15 protein-coding genes and 2 rRNA genes (1 of these 17 running past the window's edge) are annotated in these 21,320 nt (G+C 66.8%); 2 read left to right on the top strand and 15 right to left on the bottom strand.

Going from position 1 to position 21,320, the window contains the following annotated elements; all coding sequences use genetic code 11:
• Window positions 1–39: 39 nt before the first annotated feature.
• The gene (locus ACOGXD_RS12210; RefSeq protein ID WP_419915315.1) at window positions 40–1,437 is read left to right on the top strand and encodes an HNH endonuclease; all 1,398 of its coding nucleotides are present in this window, start codon (window positions 40–42) and stop codon (window positions 1,435–1,437) included.
• Between the two features lie 75 nt (window positions 1,438–1,512).
• Here ACOGXD_RS12210 and ACOGXD_RS12205 read toward each other — a convergent pair whose 3' ends face one another.
• Together ACOGXD_RS12205 and ACOGXD_RS12200 are read right to left on the bottom strand one after the other, a co-directional pair.
• The gene (locus ACOGXD_RS12205) at window positions 1,513–2,439 is read right to left on the bottom strand and encodes a tyrosine recombinase (protein ID WP_419915314.1); all 927 of its coding nucleotides are present in this window, start codon (window positions 2,437–2,439) and stop codon (window positions 1,513–1,515) included.
• 64 nt (window positions 2,440–2,503) lie between these two features.
• Window positions 2,504–4,168 (bottom strand): CTP synthase, encoded by a 1,665-nt coding sequence (locus tag ACOGXD_RS12200; protein ID WP_419915313.1) that lies wholly within the window; start codon window positions 4,166–4,168, stop codon window positions 2,504–2,506.
• Between the two features lie 148 nt (window positions 4,169–4,316).
• Between ACOGXD_RS12200 and ACOGXD_RS12195 the strand changes: the two genes are divergently transcribed.
• Entirely contained in the window at window positions 4,317–5,822 is a 1,506-nt protein-coding gene (locus ACOGXD_RS12195) for an amidohydrolase family protein (RefSeq protein ID WP_419915312.1), read from the top strand.
• Window positions 5,823–5,865: 43 nt separating this feature from the next.
• Here ACOGXD_RS12195 and ACOGXD_RS12190 read toward each other — a convergent pair whose 3' ends face one another.
• The 13 genes from ACOGXD_RS12190 to ACOGXD_RS12130 all read right to left on the bottom strand — a co-directional run.
• Complete coding sequence (locus ACOGXD_RS12190) at window positions 5,866–6,981, bottom strand: hypothetical protein (protein WP_419915311.1); 1,116 nt, start codon at window positions 6,979–6,981, stop codon at window positions 5,866–5,868.
• A complete protein-coding gene (locus ACOGXD_RS12185) occupies window positions 6,978–7,850 on the bottom strand; it encodes a glycosyltransferase (RefSeq protein ID WP_419915310.1) in 873 nt (290 codons plus the stop codon). The genes ACOGXD_RS12190 and ACOGXD_RS12185 overlap by 4 nt, the downstream gene beginning before the upstream one ends.
• Window positions 7,847–8,908: a copper transporter gene (locus tag ACOGXD_RS12180; protein WP_419915309.1), complete on the bottom strand. Its 1,062-nt coding sequence runs from the start codon at window positions 8,906–8,908 to the stop codon at window positions 7,847–7,849. The genes ACOGXD_RS12185 and ACOGXD_RS12180 overlap by 4 nt, the downstream gene beginning before the upstream one ends.
• A gap of 13 nt (window positions 8,909–8,921) precedes the next feature.
• The gene (gene steA / locus ACOGXD_RS12175) at window positions 8,922–10,037 is read right to left on the bottom strand and encodes a putative cytokinetic ring protein SteA (protein ID WP_419915308.1); all 1,116 of its coding nucleotides are present in this window, start codon (window positions 10,035–10,037) and stop codon (window positions 8,922–8,924) included.
• A 65-nt stretch (window positions 10,038–10,102) separates the two neighbouring features.
• Window positions 10,103–11,704 (bottom strand): DNA repair protein RecN, encoded by a 1,602-nt coding sequence (gene recN, locus ACOGXD_RS12170; protein ID WP_419915307.1) that lies wholly within the window; start codon window positions 11,702–11,704, stop codon window positions 10,103–10,105.
• On the bottom strand, window positions 11,704–12,573 hold the full coding sequence (locus tag ACOGXD_RS12165) for an NAD(+)/NADH kinase (protein WP_419915306.1): 870 nt from the start codon (window positions 12,571–12,573) through the stop codon (window positions 11,704–11,706). The genes recN and ACOGXD_RS12165 overlap by 1 nt, the downstream gene beginning before the upstream one ends.
• Complete coding sequence (locus ACOGXD_RS12160) at window positions 12,570–13,406, bottom strand: TlyA family RNA methyltransferase (protein WP_419915305.1); 837 nt, start codon at window positions 13,404–13,406, stop codon at window positions 12,570–12,572. Before ACOGXD_RS12160 ends, ACOGXD_RS12165 begins: the two co-directional genes overlap by 4 nt.
• Before the next feature lie 64 nt (window positions 13,407–13,470).
• The gene (locus tag ACOGXD_RS12155; protein ID WP_419915304.1) at window positions 13,471–14,490 is read right to left on the bottom strand and encodes a 2-oxoacid:ferredoxin oxidoreductase subunit beta; all 1,020 of its coding nucleotides are present in this window, start codon (window positions 14,488–14,490) and stop codon (window positions 13,471–13,473) included.
• Between the two features lie 64 nt (window positions 14,491–14,554).
• A complete protein-coding gene (locus tag ACOGXD_RS12150; protein ID WP_419915303.1) occupies window positions 14,555–16,435 on the bottom strand; it encodes a 2-oxoacid:acceptor oxidoreductase subunit alpha in 1,881 nt (626 codons plus the stop codon).
• A gap of 127 nt (window positions 16,436–16,562) precedes the next feature.
• Window positions 16,563–17,648 carry a class I fructose-bisphosphate aldolase gene (locus tag ACOGXD_RS12145; RefSeq protein WP_419915302.1) on the bottom strand — a complete coding sequence of 362 codons (1,086 nt, stop codon included), beginning with the start codon at window positions 17,646–17,648 and terminating at the stop codon, window positions 16,563–16,565.
• A gap of 131 nt (window positions 17,649–17,779) precedes the next feature.
• A complete protein-coding gene (locus tag ACOGXD_RS12140; protein WP_419915301.1) occupies window positions 17,780–18,631 on the bottom strand; it encodes a hypothetical protein in 852 nt (283 codons plus the stop codon).
• Between the two features lie 275 nt (window positions 18,632–18,906).
• A 5S ribosomal RNA gene (rrf, locus tag ACOGXD_RS12135) occupies window positions 18,907–19,023 on the bottom strand.
• A 78-nt stretch (window positions 19,024–19,101) separates the two neighbouring features.
• Window positions 19,102–21,320: ribosomal RNA gene (locus ACOGXD_RS12130) — 23S ribosomal RNA — on the bottom strand (it continues 864 nt past the right edge of the window).

The raw sequence follows: 21,320 nt of genomic DNA, 5'->3' as shown, positions 1-21,320 counted from the left end.
ATGTTTGTATTTGATCGCATACGAGTGTATGTTTTCTTCATGTTCGGCGACGTCGTGCGAGAACTCGCTCCAAGCTACGTAGATGCACCCGACGCCGACGGCAACGTGACGTCGGTGTGGCCCGCTGCTGGGTCGGCATGGCCCCATGAGGCGGCGGTGTGGGCCAGCGGCGGCACGGCCGACTGCAGTGTCGATCTGGGAGCGCTGAGCGGCGGCGAACTCAAGGCGCTGGTCGTCGAGTTGGCGGCCGAGCGCTCCCGTATCGAGGGCCGCTACCTGGCGGCGGTAGGCGAGCTGGCGTCGCGCAACGGTGCACAGTCCGCCGCCTACATCCTGCGCGATCAGACACGCATGAACTGCGCGCAGGCCCGCTCGGAGGCCCGCCTGGCCGAGAGCCTGGTTTCGGAGGGCCTCACTGGCACGCTCGAGGCGATGCAGGCCGGCGAGATTCACATGTCACATGCGAGGGTGATTGCCCGCGAGGCGCCCAAGAAGCACCGCCGCAGCGAAGACGATTTCCTGGAGCTTGCCCGCGTGTATCCGTCCGACACGATCGCCCGGCACCCGCTCGCCTACCGCAGCCAGCAGGTCGAAGCCGACCTCGCAGCCGAGGCCGCGGCTGAGAGTCTGAGCCCCATCGACGCCGAACTGGCGTTGCAGCGTCAGGAACGCTCGGCGTCGCTGCGCATGGGCGACGACGGCATGTGGCATCTGCACGGCAAGTTCGACTTCCTCGCCGGGCGCGAGCTCAGCACTGCGCTCGAAGCCCAACTCCGGTCGCTGCGCCGCCGCGCCGAGCTTGATGCCGGCAGTGCCGACGGCAGCCAGTCGGGTTCATCCGACGACGGCAGGCACGACAGCAACACCGGCAGCGACAGCCCCACGCCGACGCGCCGCCAGCTGCTGGCCGATGCGCTCAGCGAGCTGGTCGCCGGCACCGCCTCGGCACGCCACGCCAAGAACAACCTGATCATCATTGCCGACTACGACGTCACCAGCGATCGGCTCGCCAACCCCCGCCTCGACGACGGCACTCCCCTGTCGGCGCAGATGCTCGTGGAGCACGCCGTCGACGCCAAGGTGCTGCCGGCGATGTTCAGCGCCGACTGGTCAGAACTGGCATTGGGGCGTACACGCAACGCCAACGACGCCCAGCGCCTCGTTCTTGCGGTGCGCGATGGAGGCTGCATCGGCTGCAAGCTCACCTCCGAGCACACCCAGGCCCACCACATCGACTACTTCGAGAACGGCGGCCTCACCGAAGTTCCGAACCTCGCCTCGATGTGCGGGCCCTGCCACAGAGACCTCCACACCCGCGGCCGCAAGATCCACACCCCGCCCGATGGCCGACCCCGCCTCCAACCCCCCGAGCCCCGCAACGCCAGCCCGCCCAGCCGCGATCCCACACACGCCGCAGCCACCGCCCGCAGCCCCTAGGCGCCGCAGTCGAACTGGAACGGCGATGCGTTCCCGTCGTTCCGTTGGTCATGTGCCGGCTTCGGCAATGAGCGATCAGTAGCGGGCGCGGGGGTGGGCTTGGCGGTAGACCTCGGTCAGCCGTTCCTGTGAGACTGCGGTGTAGCGCTGGGTGCTTGAGATCGACGCGTGACCCAGCAGTTCCTGCACGCTGCGGATGTCGGCACCGCCGTCGAGCATGTGGGTAGCGCAGGAATGGCGCAGCACATGGGTGGTGAGCTGGTCGGGTCCGAGGCCGACACGGTCGCCGTGGCGGCGCACGATCAGCCAGACGCCCTGACGGGTGATTCGGCGGCCCCGGGCATTCAGGAACAGCGCTGCGGCGTCGTCTCTCGACCGCCACGCAGCAGGCTCCAGCGCACCCCGCCCGGCGCCGCTCAACCATTCGCCCACGGCATCGGCGGCGTGACGCCCCACCGGCACGACGCGCTCCTTGCCGCCCTTGCCCCACACCCGCATGAGCCGCTCATCGAGGTCGATGTCGCCGAGCGACAGCGCCGTCAGCTCGCTGGCCCGCAGGCCCATGCCGTAGAGCACTTCGAGCATGGCCCGGTCTCGCCGCACCAGCGGGCTGTCCCCCACGGGAGATGCCAGGAGCTGCTCGACCTGATCGCGCCGCAACGCCCGGGGCAGCCCGGCAGGCGCGCGGGGCATGTCGAGCGCGCCGGCAGGATCGCTCGACGCCAAATCCTCGGCCACCAAGAACCGGTACAGGCCGCGCAGGCTGACCGCGGCCCGGGCCGCCGTGGAGGCTGCCCGCCCGAGATCGTCGCGCAAGTGCGCCAGGTAGGCCGCTATGTCAGCGGAGCTGGCACCCAGCAGATCGCTGCCTCGCGCCTCGAGCCATGCCGCAAACCCGCTGAGGTCGGCCCGGTACGACGCCACGGTGCGCGCTGACCGTCCTCGCTCATTGGACAGCCAGCCCAAGTAGTCCTCGGCTTCCATGGCCAGGGCAGCGGGCATCGCCTATCCAATGTGTCAGCCTGCGCTGAGGTAGGTCAAGATTGCGCCAGGGCGAGGCGTCGGTCTAGGCCAGGGGTTCAGTGCTCAGCGGCCCGGTTCCCGTCGATGCCGGCAGCAGCTGAGGATTGCGTCCCTCGGCCCGCGCCAGCGCAGCGCCCACCAGTCCGCAGAACAGCGGGGCCGGGCGGTTGGGACGGCTCTTGAACTCCGGGTGCGCCTGCGTGCCCACCCAGAACGCGTGACCGTCCAGCTCGATGAACTCCGCCAGCCGCCCGTCGGGCGACAGCCCGCTGCACTGCAGGCCGCCCTCTTCCATCCGCTGCCGGTAGGCGCTGTTCACCTCGTAGCGATGCCGGTGTCGCTCGTTGACCAGCGTGTCGCCATACATCGCCGCCACGCGGCTGCGCGGCGCCAGCCTGGCCACATACGCGCCGAGCCGCATGGTGCCGCCCTTGTCCTCGATGCCGCGCTGCGCATGCATGAGATCGATCACCGGGTGCAGCGTGTTGGGGTCGAACTCGGTCGAGTTGGCGCCCAGCAGGCCCAGCTCGTTGCGGCAGAACTCGATCACCATGACCTGCAGCCCCAAGCACAGGCCCAGGCAGGGAATGTCGTGCTCGCGCGAGTACGCCGCCGCGGCGATCTTGCCCTCGATGCCCCGCGAGCCGAACCCTCCCGGGATCACCATCCCGTCGAGGTGCCGCAGCCGCCCCGCAGCGAGCAACCCCTCGATCTCCTCGGAATGGATCCACTCGATGTCGACTTCGACGCCGTGGTAGGAGGCCGCGTGGCGCAGCGCCTCCACGACGGACAGGTAGGCATCGGGCAGCGCCACGTACTTGCCGATGATGCCGATGCGCACCGTCGCCTGGGGCGCCTTGATGCGTGCGAGCATCGCCTCCCAGTCGGCAAGGTCGGGCTCGACATCTTCGAAACCGAGGATCCCGCACAGGAAGCTGTCGAGACCTTCGGACCGCAGCACCATCGGGATCTCGTAGAGGACCGATGAGTCGGGGGCGTTCACCACGCCGGCCAGCTCGACATCGCTGAGGTTGGAGATCTTGTTGCGCAGGCCGTCCTCGATGGGCCCCTCACTGCGCAGCACGATGGCGTCGGGTTGTACGCCGCGGCTGCGCAGCTCGGTCACCGAGTGCTGCGTGGGCTTGGTCTTCTGCTCGCCCGACGGGCCGATGAACGGCACCAGCGTGACGTGGACATAACACACGTTCTGCCGGCCGACCTCAAGGCGCATCTGCCGGATTGCCTCGAGGAACGGCAGGATCTCGATGTCTCCGACGGTGCCGCCCACCTCGGTGATGACCACGTCCACGTCGCCGTCGGCCAGCTTGCGGATGCGCTCCTTGATCTCGTCGGTGATGTGCGGGATGACCTGCACGGTCCGGCCCAGGTACTCCCCCCGCCGCTCGTCGGCGAGCACCTTCTGGTAGATCGAACCGGTCGTCGCATTCGAGTCACGGGTGAGCGACACGTCGATGAACCGCTCGTAGTGGCCGAGATCGAGATCGGTCTCACCGCCGTCGTCGGTGACGAATACCTCACCGTGCTCGTACGGGTTCAGGGTGCCAGGGTCGACGTTGATGTACGGGTCCAGCTTCTGCATGGTGACCCGCAGTCCCCGGGCGGCCAACAGCCGGCCGAGCGAGGCCGCCGTGAGCCCTTTGCCGAGGGAGCTGGCAACCCCGCCAGTGACGAAAATGTGCTTAGCCACGCGGCGTTTTCGATGGGCTCTCTCGCATGTGTCATCAAGCTACCGTCGCTTCGGCTGAGGTTGGCTGATCCCCACGCAAGTCCGGCAATTGCCTGCCGGATCCGCTGAGATCGTCGCCCCGAGTGAACAACCGGCCGGACGGAACATCATGAACGACACATCAGACGCAGCCCGGGCGGCTGCAACGGCGGATCTGCTGGTGCACGGCGCCGAGCTGCTGGCGACGTGCGATGAGCAGCGCCGCGAGATTGCCGGCGGCTGGGTCGCTATCACCGGCGGACTCGTCAGCGCGGTCGGCGACGCCTCTCAGACGCCGCCCGCAGCAGACCGGCGCATCGACGCCGGCGGCTGCCTCGTCACGCCCGGGCTCGTCAACACCCACCATCACATGTACCAGAACCTCACGCGGTCCTACGCTCCTGCGCTTCGGGGCGGGTTGTTCGACTGGTTGACCACGCTCTACCCGCTGTGGGCGCGGCTCGATGAGCAGGGCGCGTACCTGTCTGCCTGGGTAGGCCTGGCAGAGCTGGCGCTGGGCGGCTGCACCACCAGCACCGATCACCTCTATGTGCATCCGCGGGGCGCAGGCGACTTGATTGCCGCGGAGATCGCCGCTGCCAGCGAATTGGGCATGCGCTTTCACCCAACCCGCGGCTCCATGTCGCTGGGCCAGTCCGACGGCGGGCTGCCGCCCGATGAGGTCTGCCAATCGCCCGAGGAAGTCCTGGCGGAATCGGAGCGGCTGGTCGGCGCGCACCATGACCGCTCGCCGGACGCGATGGTCCGGATCGCACTGGCGCCGTGCTCGCCATTTTCCGTATCGACCGAGCTGATGACGGCTACGGCCGAACTCGCGGAGCGCCTCGACGTGCGCCTGCACACCCACTTGTGCGAGGACCCCGGCGAGGACGGCTTCTGCATCGAGATGTTCGGGATGCGCCCGGTGGACTACTTCGAGCACTGCGGCTGGGGCTCGAATCGTTCGTGGATCGCGCACGGCGTGCAACCCAACGCAACCGAGATCGCCCGCTTGGGAACGTGGGGCACCGGTGTGGCGCACTGTCCCAGCTCGAACCTGCTGCTCGGAGTCGGACTGGCGCCGGTGCGCGAGCTGCGAGCTGCCGGTGTGCCGGTGGGACTCGGGGTGGACGGCTCAGCCAGCACCGATTCGGCGTCGATGTGGACCGAGGCGCGAAATGCGCTGCTGGTGGGGCGGCTGCGCGACGGCCAGCGGCAACTGAGTGCCGAGAAGGGGCTGGACAGCGGCAGGCCCGCCGATGGCCACGCCGGCGGGGCCGCCGATGACGCCGAAGGAGGCGATGCTCAACAGGGCAACGCAGTGTATTTCTCCGCCCGCGAGGCCTTGGACTTGGCAACCCGTGGCAGCGCGGGCTGTCTCGGCCGAGTGGGCGAGATCGGCGAGCTGTCGCCCGGCGCGTGCGGTGACCTCGTGGTGTGGCAGCTCGACGGGCCTGCGTTCGCAGGCGCCCTCTCTGATCCCATCGAAGCATGGCTGCGATGCGGCCCGCTGTCCGCCCGGGACACGATCGTGGCCGGACGCCCGGTTGTCTCCGGCGGCCAGATCGTTCACCCCGCACTCGACGAGCGCTTGGCCGAGCATCACCACTGCGCCGCTGCCATGCAGCGGGCATAGAGCCCGGGGCAGCCGCCATGCAGCGGGCATGGATACGCAGGATTCAGTTGCGGTAGGGCGAACCGAGCCGGTCCAGCCAGCGGAGCGGCGGCACCGCATCGATGATCCGGCTGAACGACCAGCGCTCGCTCGCCAGGTTCAGGGCCGCCAACACCGCCATCACCACCCACTCGACGGTTGCCGAATATGCGATGACCGTCGCCATGCCCAAGACGGCGCCGACAGGATTGACGCCGGTGTCACCCTGCATGTGCTGTTCGGCCAATTCGCTTCGCAGCAATCCTGCCGATGCGCCAGCAGCAACCCCAGCCCACACAGCCCACTCGGTGACCTCGAACCCCAGATCGAAGCGTCCAGCTGAGCCCGGCGCCACGAGCGCCGCCGGCACCAGCGCGACAAGCCACCACCCGAGTGACGCCTTGGCCGCGCGTCCAGGCGCTCGGTCCAGCAGGTTCAGCAGGTTCGCCGACAAGGCCACGATCAGCACCCCGCGCATCAGCGCCATCAGGCTCCACATGGCGTCGGGATCCGTACCCAAGCCCAAGGCGTGCGGCACCGGGTCGAACCAATCCCCAGGATTCGTGCCGGCGAAGTAGCGGGCCTCGGCAGGGTCGCCCCACAGGGCGATCTGCACAGCCACGGTTGCGACAACGAGTCCGCCAAGCGCCTTCTGCAGCCCGGTCGTGAGGGCTCGCTGGCCCAGGCTCTGACGAAGGTGCCCGGCGAAGCCGCTGGAAGCAACATGTCCGGATGGTGTTCCGCGGATGTCGTCGCGGTAGCCCAGCCAGCCGAAACCCCCAAGCAGCACCAGCGCAGCGATGCCACCGGCGATGACAGCCGAATCAGGCGAGCGTGCCAGCAGCACAGATTGATCCAGCACATGTACGGCCTCGTGCATCTCGCCCTCTGGCAACGAAACGATGACGGCTGCCGTGATTGCAACTGCGACCGAGCCGGCGATGAGGACGATGAGGCCCGTGACGGCCACGATCGGCTGCCCCCGGTAGTTGGGCCGGATCCAGCGATCTCGGCTCATGCGCGAGCCGAACCAGCGCCAGAGCAGGGCTGCAAGGAGAAGCGATCCCGCAAATGCCGCCGTCAACAACGCTCCCGCTTGCGTCGTGTCGATGATCAGGGCCAGCGAGGGCACCAGCGTCATGCCCCTCGCGTGCGTCGGCGCCGCCAGGGTCGCCACGAGCGCACGCCCGGAAGCGAGCGCGGCGGTCGGAGCTGCCGTGCCCGCTGCCATGACTGGCGTACCGCCCGCCCGAGCCCTTGCCCCCGGTCACGCACCGGCGTACCGCGAGCGGCCGAGATGACGCGGCTCAGCAGCGAGGTGGCCAGGGAGGAGACTGCCTTCGGCCAGCCGGTGCGGGCTACCACAGCGAGGTAAACGTGTCGCCCGATTCGCGCTCGATGCGCGAAGCCGCTGAGATCACGCCCGGTTTGCCGATGGCTGAATCCGATCTCGACCTCGCTGATGCGGGCTCCTCGGTCAGCCGCATCGAGCGTCAGACCGACCTCGAGTCCGAACCCGGGCGCGAGCCGAAGTGATCTCATCAGCGGACCCCGCACGGCGCGCTGACCCGAGAGAGGTTCAGCCAGTTCCAGTCCCGTCTCGGAACGCAGGACACGTGCCGCGAACGCCTTGACGAGCCCGAACCCGCTCGGGCCCTCAGCAGCACCGAAGACGGCAATCGTCATGTCGGCTTCGCCCAGCGCAATCGGCTGCAGCAGATCTGCGGCCAGCGCGGCTGAACCGCCCAGATCGGCATCGATGAGGAGGTACACGTCGGGGGCGCCCGACGCCGCGATGCCCGCGGCGACCGCCGCTGCTTTGCCGCGGTTGCGTGCAAGCTCGATGACGCGCGCGCCTGCAGCGGCAGCCGCAGCCGCAGTTCGGTCCCGCGACCCGTCGTCGACCACGACGACGTCGAGCACATCGGGCACCGTTCGCAGCGCCGTCACCGTGGCACCCACCGTGTCGGCCCGGTTGAAGGCGGGCACAATCGCCACGGCGTGGGTCATGACGGGCCCAGACCGTGGTTGAGATCAGCTCCCGAGAAGTGATCGACGGCAGGCAACCGCTCCAGCGCAACCAGCAGCGCCAAATCGCCCGAGAAGGTGTCGACATCGTCGACGCTCGCGAACGCTCCCGCGAGCACGGCGTCGGAGCGAACTCGCTCCAGCACTGCGCCGTAGCCCACTCCTGCTGCCCCCGGCGCAGGTACTTCGACGATGACGCCGGTGCCCGAGTGGCCGTCGTCAACGACCGCCCTCAACAGGTCGAAAATGAAATCTTGGTTCAACCCGGCCGCCGCCGCATCGGTGACCACTACGAGTCGCAGTTGCTCCCCTCCCAGCAGGTGCAGCGCTACGGCACCGGTGCCGTCATGAGTCACCAATTCCAGATCGCGGAGCAAGGTGAGCGCAGTACGAGTCGGCGGGACCGCCGAGAAGCCGCGAGAGAAGCCGTCAAGCGCTCCGAAGTCGGTGATCGCGTTGACATCATCGGCGAGCATCTGGCTGGACCCGGCCTCCGCCGGCCTGAACAGTGCCTGAGGCAGCAGGAAGCGAAGCGCTCTGCGCACCGCGTTGCGGCTGTCACCTGCCAGCGAGAAGGCCTCGGCGATGCTCCGGCGCACACTTGGGTCGTGCAGGCGGAGATCATCGCTGAGCCACAGCACCCCGCCATGGCGCGCGTCGGTCGCATCGAGGCGTGCGCGGATGGCCGCCACTGCGGTCCGGTCCGTGGATTCTGGCGCGACAATGAGCGTTGTCGTGCCGCTCAGCCGTCCTTGAGGAAGGTACGGCCGTACGAGATCCTCTACCTCGAACCGCACGGACCGCGCCGCCTCAACGCTCGCTAGCGCTGCGTCGCGTGCCGCCTCAGCCTCGCCGAGCTCCTCCTCGGCTTCGGCTTGTCGCTCGATCGCCGATTCGGTGTCGGCCTGCAACTGGTCCACGCGTGACTCCAGGTTGCTCACCAGCACCGAGTCCACAAATGTCGAGCCCAGCGCCAGGCCGATCGCCAGGGCCAGGAAGACCGCCGCGATCGACACGATGTGGTAGCGGAGGTTGATCATTCGCCCGACCGATCTACAGGCCCATGTTGATCCACAGGGTGCGCAGCAGGAGCCGGCCCGGCTCGGTCACCGCGGCGATGACGCCGATGGTGACGAGCGCCGAGACGATCAGCATCGCCATGTCTCGCTTGCGCACCTGGGTGCGGTAGAGACGGCTCACGCCCTTTGCATCCACGAGCGCCGGAGACACCTGCATCCGGGTCAGGAAGGTGGATGCCATGCCGCTGCGGCCCTTGTCGAAGAAGTCGACCATCGACGTGTGGGACCCCACCTCGACGATCTGCTCGGCTCGCTGCTCGAAGGCCAGCCGCAATGCCAGGTCCTCGCTGGTTCCGGGCGCGGCGATGACGTCGTAGCTCAATCCGGCGTCGTCGAGACGGACCGCGCCCGGCGCGCCGCCTTCGGGATAGGCATGCACGATGAGCTGCGCCCCGCAGGTGAGTGCCCGCGGCGACACCGAGTCGAAGTCGCCGATGATGATGTGGGGCACGAGACCGGCCTCGAGCAACGCGTCGGCACCCCCGTCCACACCGATGATGACTGGCCGCATGTCCGACATGTAGCCCGATCGGCGTAGCGCCGCCAGATCTTCGCGGTAGTCGATGCCGCGTACCACTACCAGCACGTGGCGGCGTCGCAGCTGGTGCCGCAGCGGCGGGATCTCCAGCTCATCGGTGAGGACCTGCGGTTCCCTCTCCAGGTACTCGAGCGTGTTCCGGGCAAAGCTCCCGAGTTCGCTGCGCACCGCCACTCGCGCCGATTCCAGTACGCGTTCGAAGTGCTCGGCATCGCGGCGGTACCCGGTGCCGATCACCTGGTCGCCGCGCAGCACCTCATCGCCTGAGATGGCCAGCTCCTCGCCGTCTCGGAGCGATGCAAACACCCCCTCGCCGATGTCGTCCAGCACCGGTACTCGTGCTTGCGCGAGCGTGAGACCGCCCAGCGCCGGGTACCGGCCGGTCATCGTCGGTTCTGCGTTGATCACCGCGATCGCCCCCGCTGCCAGAAGGCCGTCGGCAGCGACCCGATCCAGGTCTGCGTGGTGGATGACCGCAATCTCGCCGCGTTCCAAGCGGCGCAGCAGATTCTTGGTGCGACGGTCCACCCTGCACCGTCCCGCGATCTCCACGTGGGTACCGCCGTGATTGCGGCGCGATCGCAGGCGTCCCCACAAAGCGCGCGGGCGGGACATGCTCACTCTCGCGTGCCGCCCCGTGCTGCGGCGGCCACCTCCAGCAATTCAGTCGCGTGCTGGCGGCCGCTCGCCCATGCAGGCTGACCTGCGAGCATCCGCGCCAGCTCGCTGACGCGATCGGGTCCCGTCACGGCGACGAGGTCGGAAGCCACTGCGTTGCCGTCATCGGTCTTCCGAACGGCCACCTGGTGGTGTGCGAATGCCGCGACCTGTGGGAGATGCGTGACCACCAGCACCTGGTGCTGGCTGGCCAGCGAAGCCAGCGCCTGACCGACGGCGACTGCTGTCTCGCCGCCGATGCCAGCGTCGACCTCGTCGAACACCAGGGTCGGCGGGCCGGCGGTCAGCACGAGCCGCAACGCCAGCATGACGCGCGCCAGCTCGCCGCCCGATGCCACCTTCGACAGCGGACCGGGTGGGGTGCCCCGGTTCGCGCTGAAGAGCAGTTCGACGCCGTCGCTCGGCGCTTCGCCGGTGACGCTGACCTCGAGCGTGCCGCCTGCCAACGCCAGCGACGCGAGGTGCTCGCCCACCGCAGCGGCGAGACCAGGTGCAGCCGCTCGACGAGCTGCAGCCACAACGTGAGCCTCGGCTTCGACGTGGCGTTGCGCCGCATCGATGCCGGCCTCCAGCTCGGCGGCCAACTCGGTGTGGCGTTCGAGCTGCGACAGCCGCTCTGCTGCCTGGGCACCGAACGCGCGCACATCGGCCAGCGTGTCGCCGTACTTGCGGGTCAGCTCGCGCAGGAGCTGGTGCCGGGCACGGACGTCGGCCAGCGCCTGCGGGTCGTCCTCGACCGTGTCGAGCATTCCTCTCAGCTGCGCAACAGTGTCATCGAGCTCCGCGGCCACGGCACCCAAGCGGTCGCTCACCGGGGCGAACGCCTTCCGGGCGGCCAGCAAAGCCGCCGCAGCGCCCAGCCTGTCGATCGCGCCGTCATCTCCAGCAAGTGCCTGGCGTGCCGCATGACCATCCGCGAGGACCGATGCTGCATCGGCCAGCAGGTCCTCCCGCTCGGCGATCAAGCTCAATTCGTCAGGATCTTCCAGCTGCGCCGATGCGATCTCGTCAACCTGGTACCGCAGGAGATCGATCTCCTGCGCCCGTGCTCGCGCGTCTCCGCCGAGTGCGGCCAGGTTCTCGGTGAGCGCTGTCAGTTCGTCACGCGCTGCTGCAAGCGGGCGCACATCGATGCCGCCCCAGCGGTCGAGCGCCTCGCGCTGGGTGCGAGCGCGCAACAGCGATTGGTGCTGGTGCTGCCCGTGAAGGTCAACGAGCTCGGCCCCGAACTCTGCAAGCTCTGCCGCCGACGCCATGCCGCCATCCACGTAGGCACGGCTGCGACCGGCTGCTGGGATCACGCGGCGCAGCACACGCTCGCTGCCATCGGCCTGCACGAACCTGCCCTCGACAACTGCTTCGACTGCGCCGGCGCGCACCATCGCCGGATCAGCGCGACCGCCCATCAACAGCTGCACCGCCTGCACCACCAGCGTCTTGCCGGCGCCCGTCTCGCCAGTCAGCGCGGTCATGCCTGGGCCGAGCACCAAGTTGGCATGGGAAATGACGCCGAGATCGTGCACCGCCAGCTCGACGAGCATCAGCGGTCCTTGAGGCCGAATTTGTGCTTCAGCACACGATGAAAGCTGTCGCCGCCAGCGGTGATGAACCGCGCGTCGTATGGAGCGCGTGTCACGACCAGCTCATCGCCGGTCGCCAGCAAGCTGGCCGAGCGCCCATCCACAGCGGCGAGCGCTGGCCGCTCGCTGATCACGCGGATACCGATCTCGGTGTCCGGCGGCAGCAGCAGCGAACGATCGAAGAGCATGTGCGGCGCGACCGGAGTGACCTGCAACGACGAGTGCGTCGGCGCTACGACCGCACCTCCTGCCGAGAGGCTGTACGCCGTGGAACCCGTCGGCGTGGACACGATGAGGCCGTCTGCTGCGTAGGTCGCGAACACATCGCCGTCGAGCCACACTTCCAGCCTGACCGTGTGCCCCGGATCGCGCTTCTCGAGCACGACCTCATTCAGTCCCGTCCACGTCTCGTCATCTTGGGCGCCAATGTCATCGGCACCGCTGTACCGCACACGTGCGCTGACCATCATCCGCTCCGAGACGTCTAGGGACCCTCCGAGCGCCGCAGCGACCATGTCGGTGAGCTGTGCCGGCTCGAATTCGGTCAGGTAGCCGAGGTGGCCCACATTGACGCCGAGCACTGGCACGCCCGCGGCTGCCACCAGATCGAACGAGCGCAGCATGGTGCCGTCGCCGCCGATGCTCACAGCGAGATCCGGGACTGTCCGGATCGGTTCATCGACACCGAGTTCGGGGCGACCGATTGCCGTGGCCTCCACGCCGCCCATTTCCACCGCGTGACCCTCGCCCTCGAGCCAGGCCACCAGCTGTTTCGAAGCCGTCAGCGCCTCCGCGCGCTCGGCATGGGCGATGATCAGCACGTCGCTCATGCCGGTGCCCCCTCAGAAGAAGCGCTGGGGGCCGTCTCGATAGCAGTCTCGATGGCGCTGTCAAGATCGAATTCGCCTGACGGCTCAGCCTCTAGACGACGGCAGTGCAAGAAGAACTCGGCGTTGCCTGCGGCCCCTCGCAACCGCGAAGCGGCGACACCGCTGGGTGCGAGACCATGGCGGGAGGCGCTCGATGCCACGTCGGTGAGCACTCGCTGCCACACATCCGGGTCGCGCACAACTCCCTTGCCGCGTGAAGCCTCACGCCGGCCGGCTTCGAACTGCGGCTTGGCAAGCAGCACTGCTTCGCCACCGGGCACCGTGCACGCCGCGAGGTTCGCCATCACCGTCCGCAGCGAGATGAACGACAGGTCGGCGGTGACGATGTCCGCCGGGCCGCCGATGTCGGAGGGTCCAACGTGGCGCACGTTGCACCGTTCCCGCACGGTGACGCGGGAATCGGCCCGCAGGCGGGCATCGAGCTGTCCCCAGCCGACATCGATCGCAACCACTTCCGCCGCGCCCCGCTGCAGCAGGCAATCGGTGAAACCGCCCGTCGAAGCGCCGACATCGACGGCGCACCGCCCCGCCACGGCGACGCCGAATTCGTCCAGCGCGGCGTCCAGCTTCTCTCCGCCGCGTGACACGAACCGAGCCGGCTCACCGCTGAGCTCTACCGGCTCGGCAGCCGACACCATGCGAGACGCTTTCTGCGCGACCGAACCGCCCACGAGAACCCGGCCGTCCGAAATAAGAGCTTGGGCCGCCGCGCGAGACGAGGCCAGGCAACGCCGCACGAGCTCGTTGTCCAAGCGTCGTCGGACGGCGTTCATGCAGCCGAAAGTACCAGCGCGCCCGCGGCGCACCGCAGTGGTTTACGCGACGAAGGAGGTGTCTTCAGACGTACCAGGTGCCGCGCGAGCGCAGCAGCTGCGCAATGTCGGCGGCGCCCTGCTTCTGTTGGGCCGCTGCCAGCTGTCGAGTGGAGGCCATCGCGTACTCGCTGCGCCGCACGGCGCGGAACACGCCGACCGGCGTGGGCTCAAACGGTCCTCGGGCGAGACGAGCCAGCATGAATGCGGTCGAGGGATCGTGCTTCGTCTCGTCATGGGTGAGCAATTCGTCGGTGCTCACATCGGCTGTGTGGACAACCCGGGCGCAGCCCGACTCGTCGATGACCCCGAACTCGCCGTCGGCGCCGAAGCGGATGGGCTCGCCGTGCGCCAACGGGATGAGGTTGGCATCGCGGTTCTGCTTCTTGGTAACCCCTTCGAAGGCGCCGTCATTGAAGACGTTGCAGTTCTGGAACACCTCCACAAACGCGGCGCCGTCGTGCTCGTGCGCCCGCCGGAACGTGTCCATCATGTGCTGGCGGTCCATGTCGTGTGTGCGTGCCACGAACGACGCCTCGGCGCCGAGCGCCACGGCAAGCGGGTTGAACGGCGCGTCGAGCGAACCCATCGGCGAGCTCTTGGTGACCTTGCCGATCTCGCTCGTGGGGCTGAACTGGCCCTTGGTCAGGCCGTAAATCTGGTTGTTGAACAGCAGCACCTTGATCTTGACGTTGCGGCGCAAAGCGTGGATCAGGTGATTGCCGCCGATCGACAGCATGTCGCCATCGCCGCCGATCACCCAGACGTCGAGATCGGGCCGGGCCATCGCCAAGCCGGTGGCGATTGCGGGTGCTCGACCATGGATGCCGTGCACGCCGTAGGAGTTCATGTAGTAGGGGAACCGGGCAGCGCAGCCGATGCCCGACACGAACACCGTGTTGTGCGGTTCGGTGCCGAGGCTCGGCATCAGCATCCGCATCGCCGTGAGAATGGAGTAGTCGCCGCAACCCGGGCACCAGCGGACCTCCTGGTCGGAGGCCCAGTCTCCGGGCTGTGTAGTCGGCGTGATCGAGGTGTCGGTCATCGTGCTGTTTGCCTCTGTATGTACTCGCTGGTTTTGGATTCGTTGATCATCGTCTGGTCGGCGCCTAGCTGCCCGCCAGCTCCTCAAGGCGCTTGCGGACAGCTGCGGTCACCTCGCCGGTCGTGAACGGGACGCCGTCAATCTTGCCGATGTGCTCGACATCGATCAGGTACTTCGCCCGCACCAGATCACACAGCTGCCCCTTGTTCATCTCGGGACACACCACGGCCCGGTAGCGACGCAGCACGTCGCCGAGATTCGCGGGCAGCGGATTGAGGTGCCGAAGGTGCACATGCGCCACCTCGAAACCGTCCTCGCGCAGCCGTCCCGCAGCCGCGTCGATGGCGCCCCACGTGGAGCCCCAGCCCAGAACCACAAGACCGGCGTCTGCGTCGCCAGCGACTTCGACATCAGGGACATCGACGCCGTCGATCTTCGCCTGTCGCAGATCGACCATCAGCTGGTGGTTCTCAGGCTCGTAGGAGATGTTGCCGGTGCCGTCCTCTTTCTCGATGCCACCGACGCGGTGCATCAGGCCCGGCGTGCCGGGAATGGCCCACGGGCGAGCCAGTGTGTCGGGATCCCGCAAATACGGCAGGAAGATGCCGTCGCCGTCCTCGTTGGTGCCGTTGAACTCCGTTGCAAAATCGACGCCGATGTCGGGCAGCTCATCGACCTCGGGCAGCAGCCACGGCTCGGAGCTGTTCGCCAGGTAGCCGTCGGACAGCACGATGACGGGTGTCCGGTACTTCAGCGCGATGCGAGATGCCTCGATCGCGATGTCGAAGCAGTCCGCGGGACTACGCGGCGCCACGACCGGCAGCGGCGACTCGGAATGACGCCCGTACATGGCCATCATCAGGTCTGCCTGCTCGGGCTTGGTCGGCAAGCCCGTTGACGGTCCGCCGCGCTGGATGTCGAGCACCACCATCGGGAGCTCGAGGCTCACTGCGAGGCTGAGCGTCTCACCCTTCAGCGCCAAGCCGGGCCCCGACGTGGAAGTAAACGCCAGCGCTCCGCCGAAGGCTGCCCCCACCGCCGACGCAGCAGCAGCGATCTCGTCTTCGGCTTGGAACGTCCGCACGCCGAAGTTCTTCTTGAGCGACATCTCGTGCAGGATGTCCGAGGCCGGCGTGATGGGGTACGAGCCGAGGAACACCGGCAAACGCGCGAGCTGGCCTGCCACGACGCAGCCCCAAGCCAGCGCCGTGTTCCCGTTCACGTTGGTGTATTCGCCAGGTGTCAGCGGGGCTGGCTTCACCTCGTAGTGAGCCTCGAAGATCTCAGCTGTCTCGCCGAAGTTGTAGCCGGCCTTGAACGCTGCGGTGTTGGCGTTGATGACCTGTTCGCGACCCCGGAACTTGGTGTTGATGAACTCGAGCGTCGGCTCGACCGGCCGCGTGTACATCCACGAGATCAGACCGAGTGCGAAGAAGTTCTTGGAACGCTCCGCATCCCGCGGCTTCACGCCGTGCTCGGCCACAGCGTCCCGGGTGATCTGGCTCATCGGCACCGGGTACGAGCGGTAGTCGTCCAAGGTGCCGTCATCGAGCGGATTGCTGGAGTAGCCGGCCTTCTCCAGATTGCGGTCGTTGAAGGCATCGGTGTTCAGGATCAGCGCGCCGCCCTGCGCGAGGTTGTGCAGCTGCGCCTTCAGCGCCGCCGGATTCATTGCCACCAGCACCGTCGGTGCATCACCCGGGGTGGTGATGTCGAAATCGGAGATGCGCACCTGGAAGGCCGAGACACCGGCCAGCGTTCCCTGCGGAGCGCGGATCTCGGCGGGGAACTCGGGCAGCGTGGACAGATCGTTGCCGAGCGCCGCGGAGATGCTCGTGAATTGGTCACCGGTGAGCTGCATGCCGTCGCCGGAGTCGCCGGCGAAGCGAATGATGACCTCGTCGATCTCCTGCAGCGGCAATTCGCGCGATGCGGTATCGGTCACTGTGTCTCCTAGGGGAAGGACTCCTGGCGGGAAGCGGCCCGCAGTTGTGGGTCTTGGGGAAATTGCGGTCGCTCCAGGCGACCACGCTAGCCGCGGCTGGGTGAATGCAGCCGGGTCGGATCACGCCTCAGGCGATGGTCACCGCCTGGTCCAGATAGACGTCCTGGATGGCGCCGAGCAGTTCGACGCCTTCGGCCATTGGCCGCTGAAACGCCTTGCGTCCTGAGATCAGCCCGATGCCGCCGGCTCGCTTGTTGACCACTGCGGTGGTGACGGCTTCGGCCAAGTCGGTGGCCCCCGAACTGGCGCCGCCGGAGTTGATGAGCCCAACGCGTCCCATATAGCAATTCGCCACCTGCCAGCGGCACAAGTCCACCGGATGGTCCGTCGTGAGCTGGTCGTACACCGCAGCGTGCGTCTTGCCGAAGCCCGGTACCGAGACGAAGGCGCCGTTGTGCTCGGGCAGCTTCTGCTTGATGATGTCGGCCTCGATCGTGACGCCGATGTGGTTGGCCTGTCCGGTGGCGTCGGCCGCCACGTGGTTGTCTACCTGAGTCGGCTCGCCGTCGGCGCCTTCGGCCGACTGGTTGATGGCCGAGTTGCGCAGGTAACACCACAGCACGGTGAACATGCCGAGGCGGTGCGCTTCCTCGAATGCCGCGGCCACCTCGGTGATCTGGCGGCCGCTCTCAGCCGAGCCGAAGTAGATCGTCGCGCCGACGCCGGCAGCTCCGAGCTCATGTGCTCGCTGAACCGAGCCGAACATGATCTGGTCGTAGGAGGCCGGGTAGGTCAACAACTCGTTGTGGTTGATCTTGACGATAAGCGGGATGCGATGGGCGTAGCGGCGGGAAACCGCTCCGAGCACGCCGAATGTCGTGGCCACGGCATTGCAGCCGCCCTCAACCGCCAACTCCACGATGGAGGCCGGATCGAAGTAGATCGGATTCGGCGCGAACGACGCAGCACCCGAGTGCTCGATTCCCTGATCCACCGGAAGGATGGAAACGTAACCGGTGCCGCCGAGGCGGCCATGGTCGAACAGCGACTGGAGGCTCCGCATGACCTGCGGCGAACGGTCGGTGCCGGCGACGACATCGGTCACAAAGTCAGGCCCGGGCAGCGTGAGCAGGTCTCGCCCGATGCCTTCGCACTTGTGGTCCAGCAGATAAGAGGCCTGCTCGCCCAGCAGGCGCACAATGTCGGTGGTCACGATGTACGGTTCGCCTCGCATTATCTGACGGCGCCGTTTTGGGGGGGCTGGTACTGGGGGCGGCGCACGCCGAATGACGGATTCACTCTACCCGCGCGGCTCCGCGCGAAGACTGATCCTGGCTCGGCTTCTCAGGCGTCCTCGGTGCCGAGCGCCGCAAGCCGATCCTCGACGTCCACGAAGCCGGGTTCGACATCCGCGATCCGGGCGAATCCGCGCCGGGCCCGCTGGAGGTCTCCGACCCGGTCGTACATGTCGGCGAGCGCATACCAGAGCCTGAGGTGGTGCTCCTTGGGACGCTTGGGGCGCAGCGGGCCTGCTTCCAGCAGGCGGATGGCATCGCGAGGGCGACCCTCGTCAGCCAGCGCGCCCGCAGCCACGATCCGGCCCTCGGTGATGGTCAGGGCATCAGGATCGGCATGCCTCAGCCGATCCCACACGTCATGCACGTCATTGAGCCGACCCAGCGCTCGATAGCAGTCCGCCAGCACCGGAAGCTGGTCGACGGCGCCGGTGAGCGCCTCGTAGTGCTCGAGCCGGTGCGACGCGGCGGTCCAGCGGCCGAGCCGGTAAAGCGTCAGGCCGTACAGCTCCTGCACTTCGGCGACCGCGGCATACCGGGACGCCAGCGGCCGCAGCGTGGTGAGGGCATCCCCGAAACGCTCTGCGAGGAAGTCCTCCCCTGCCTCTCGCAATCGCTGCGACAGTCGCTGCTGTTCTGCGGACGGCATGCCCCGCACGCCGATCGGATCGAGCTGGGGAACCTCAAGTCGCACCTTGGAGCGACTACGACGTGGCGCGTCCTGCGGCGCACGCTTGGCGCGCTCGGGCGGCGGTGGCTGCTGAGGTCGCGGGCTCTGGCGTTCAGGCACCTTTGCCGCGTAGGCGTCACCCCGGTCGGCGCCGGGAATCGGCCGCAACACCGATGCGCCTTTGCGGGCCACCCCACCCCAGTCGGTGCGGCGAGCTGCCCGGGATGCCACCTCGTCGACGGGCTTATCGGGTCGCCGCGGAGCGTCCGAGCGGCGCTGCTGGGGCCGCCGACCGCGGGTGCGGCGCTGTTGATCATCGCCATCAGAACGGCCCCGGGGAGCGCGATCAGGCTGACCGCGACGGCTCCGATCCTGCCGCTGGCCACGGCCGCGATCGGGTCGCCCGTGTGTCGGCTTGCGAGGCGGGCGCCGGTTCTGCGTCACCCCCCGAGGGTAGGCCCGCAAGCGCGAAGAACCCCCGCCGCTAACACGACGGGGGTTCAGGGTTCCGGCAGCGACCTACTCTCCCAGGGGAATTGCCCCCAAGTACCATCGGCGCTGGCAGGCTTAACTTCCGTGTTCGGAATGGGAACGGGTGTGGCCCTGCCGCCATAACCACCGGAGATCTGCCGGTGCAGACTCCTGCACGCGATGCACGAGCAGCGCACACACTCGGGTGCGCTTCCTCAAGGCTGAGTACCGATACCAAGCCCTCGGCCGATTAGTACCGGTCTGCTGAACACATTGCTGTGCGTACACATCCGGCCTATCAACGTGGTTATCTGCCACGGGCCTTACCTGGTTGTACCAGTGGGAGATCTCATCTTGGAACAGGCTTCGCGCTTAGATGCTTTCAGCGCTTATCCCTTCCGCAGGTCGCCAACCAGCCGTGCTCCTGGCGGAACAACTGGCACACGAGAGCTGCGTCCATCCGGGTCCTCTCGTACTACGGACAGCTTTCCTCAAATCTCCTACGGCCACAGAGGATAGGGACCGAACTGTCTCACGACGTTCTAAACCCAGCTCGCGTACCGCTTTAATGGGCGAACAGCCCAACCCTTGGGACCTGCTTCAGCCCCAGGATGCGATGAGCCGACATCGAGGTGCCAAACCTTCCCGTCGATATGGACTCTTGGGGAAGATGAGCCTGTTATCCCCGGGGTACCTTTTATCCGTTGAGCAACGACGCTTCCACACGCAATCGCTGGATCACTATGCCCTGCTTTCGCACCTGCTCGACCTGTATGTCTCACAGTCAAGCTCCCTTGTGCCATTGCACTCGACGACTGATTGCCAACCAGTCTGAGGGAACCTTTGGGCGCCTCCGTTACCATTTGGGAGGCGACCGCCCCAGTCAAACTACCCGCCTGGCACTGTTCCCGAACCCGATCAGGGTCCTAGGTTAGAGTTCCGACATGAGCAGGGTCGTATTTCAAGGGTGACTCCACGCATGCTGGCGCACACGCTTCCTAGTCTCCGACCTATCCTACACAACACGTGCCACAACCCAATACCAAGTTATAGTAAAGGTCCACGGGGTCTTTCCGTCCTTCTGTAGCCAACGAGCATCTTTACTCGTACTTCAATTTCGCCGGGTCTGTGGTTGAGACAGTGGGAAAGTCGTTACGCCATTCGTGCAGGTCGGAACTTACCCGACAAGGAATTTCGCTACCTTAGGACCGTTATAGTTACGGCCGCCGTTTACCGGGGCTTAGGTTCACAGCTTCGCTCCGAAGAGCTAACCGTTCCCCGTAACCTTCCGGCACCGGGCAGGCGTCACAGCGTATACATGGTCTTACGACTTCGCACGCTGCTGTGTTTTTAGTAAACAGTCGCTTTCCCCTATTTTGTGCCACCCTTTCCGGCTCGGGCAGCTAGTGCCGTCACCATCGCAGGGTCATCCTTCTCCCGAAGTTACGGATGCAATTTGCCGAGTTCCTTAACCACAGTTCTCCCGTTCGCCTGAGTATGCTCTACCTGCCTACCTGTGTTGGTTTAGGTACGGGCACCACGTGAACTCGCTAGAGGCTTTTCTAGGCAGCATGGAATCAATGACTTCGCCTGTAGCGGCTCGGCATCGCGTCTCGGACTTCATGGGGCCCGGACTTACCTAGTCCCCGTCCTACTCGCTTACCCCAGGTCTACCATCGCCTGGGTTCACCTATCCTCCTGCGTCCCCTCATTGCTGTCCTCGGTGCGGTGGGTCGGTTCGTCGTTCCCCGAAGGGAGGACAGCCCCTTAGCAACCGCATTTTGGACTGGGCGCGCACGTGGTGGTACCGGAATATCAACCGGTTGTGCATCGACTACGCCTCTCGGCCTCGCCTTAGCTCCCGACTAACCCTGGGAGGACCAGCCTTCCCCAGGAACCCTTGGGCTTACGGCGGAGGGGATTCGCACCCCTCTCTCGCTACTCATGCCAGCATTCTCACTCGGACCCGCTCCACCGGCGCTCACGCTCCGGCTTCGCTGCAGGCACGACGCTCCCCTACCCCTCGAGCTCGCTCGCAAGCGAACTCAAAGGCGCGGCTTCGGCGGTGTATTTAGCCCCGTTACATTATCCGCGCAGGACCACTCGACCAGTGAGCTGTTACGCACTCTTTCAAGGGTGGCTGCTTCTAAGCCAACCTCCTGGCTGTCTGGGCAATCCCACATCGTTTGCCACTTAATACACACTTAGGGGCCTTAGCCGGCGCTCTGGGCTGTTTCCCTCTCGTCCAACGAAGCTCATCCCCCGTGGACTCACTGCCGCACTCTGGAGCCATGGCATTCGGAGTTTGACTGGGGTCGGTAAGCTTGTGGGCCCCCTAGCCCAATCAGTGCTCTACCTCCATGGCTGAACGTGCGACGCTGCACCAAAATGCATTTCGGGGAGAACCAGATATCACCGTGTTTGATTGGCCTTTCACCCCTATCCACAG

Source organism: Candidatus Poriferisodalis sp., from assembly GCF_965204125.1.
Lineage (GTDB): Bacteria > Actinomycetota > Acidimicrobiia > Acidimicrobiales > Poriferisodalaceae > Poriferisodalis.
Note: the sequence above shows the minus strand (reverse complement) of the source record. Positions and strands in the feature narration are given on the sequence as shown.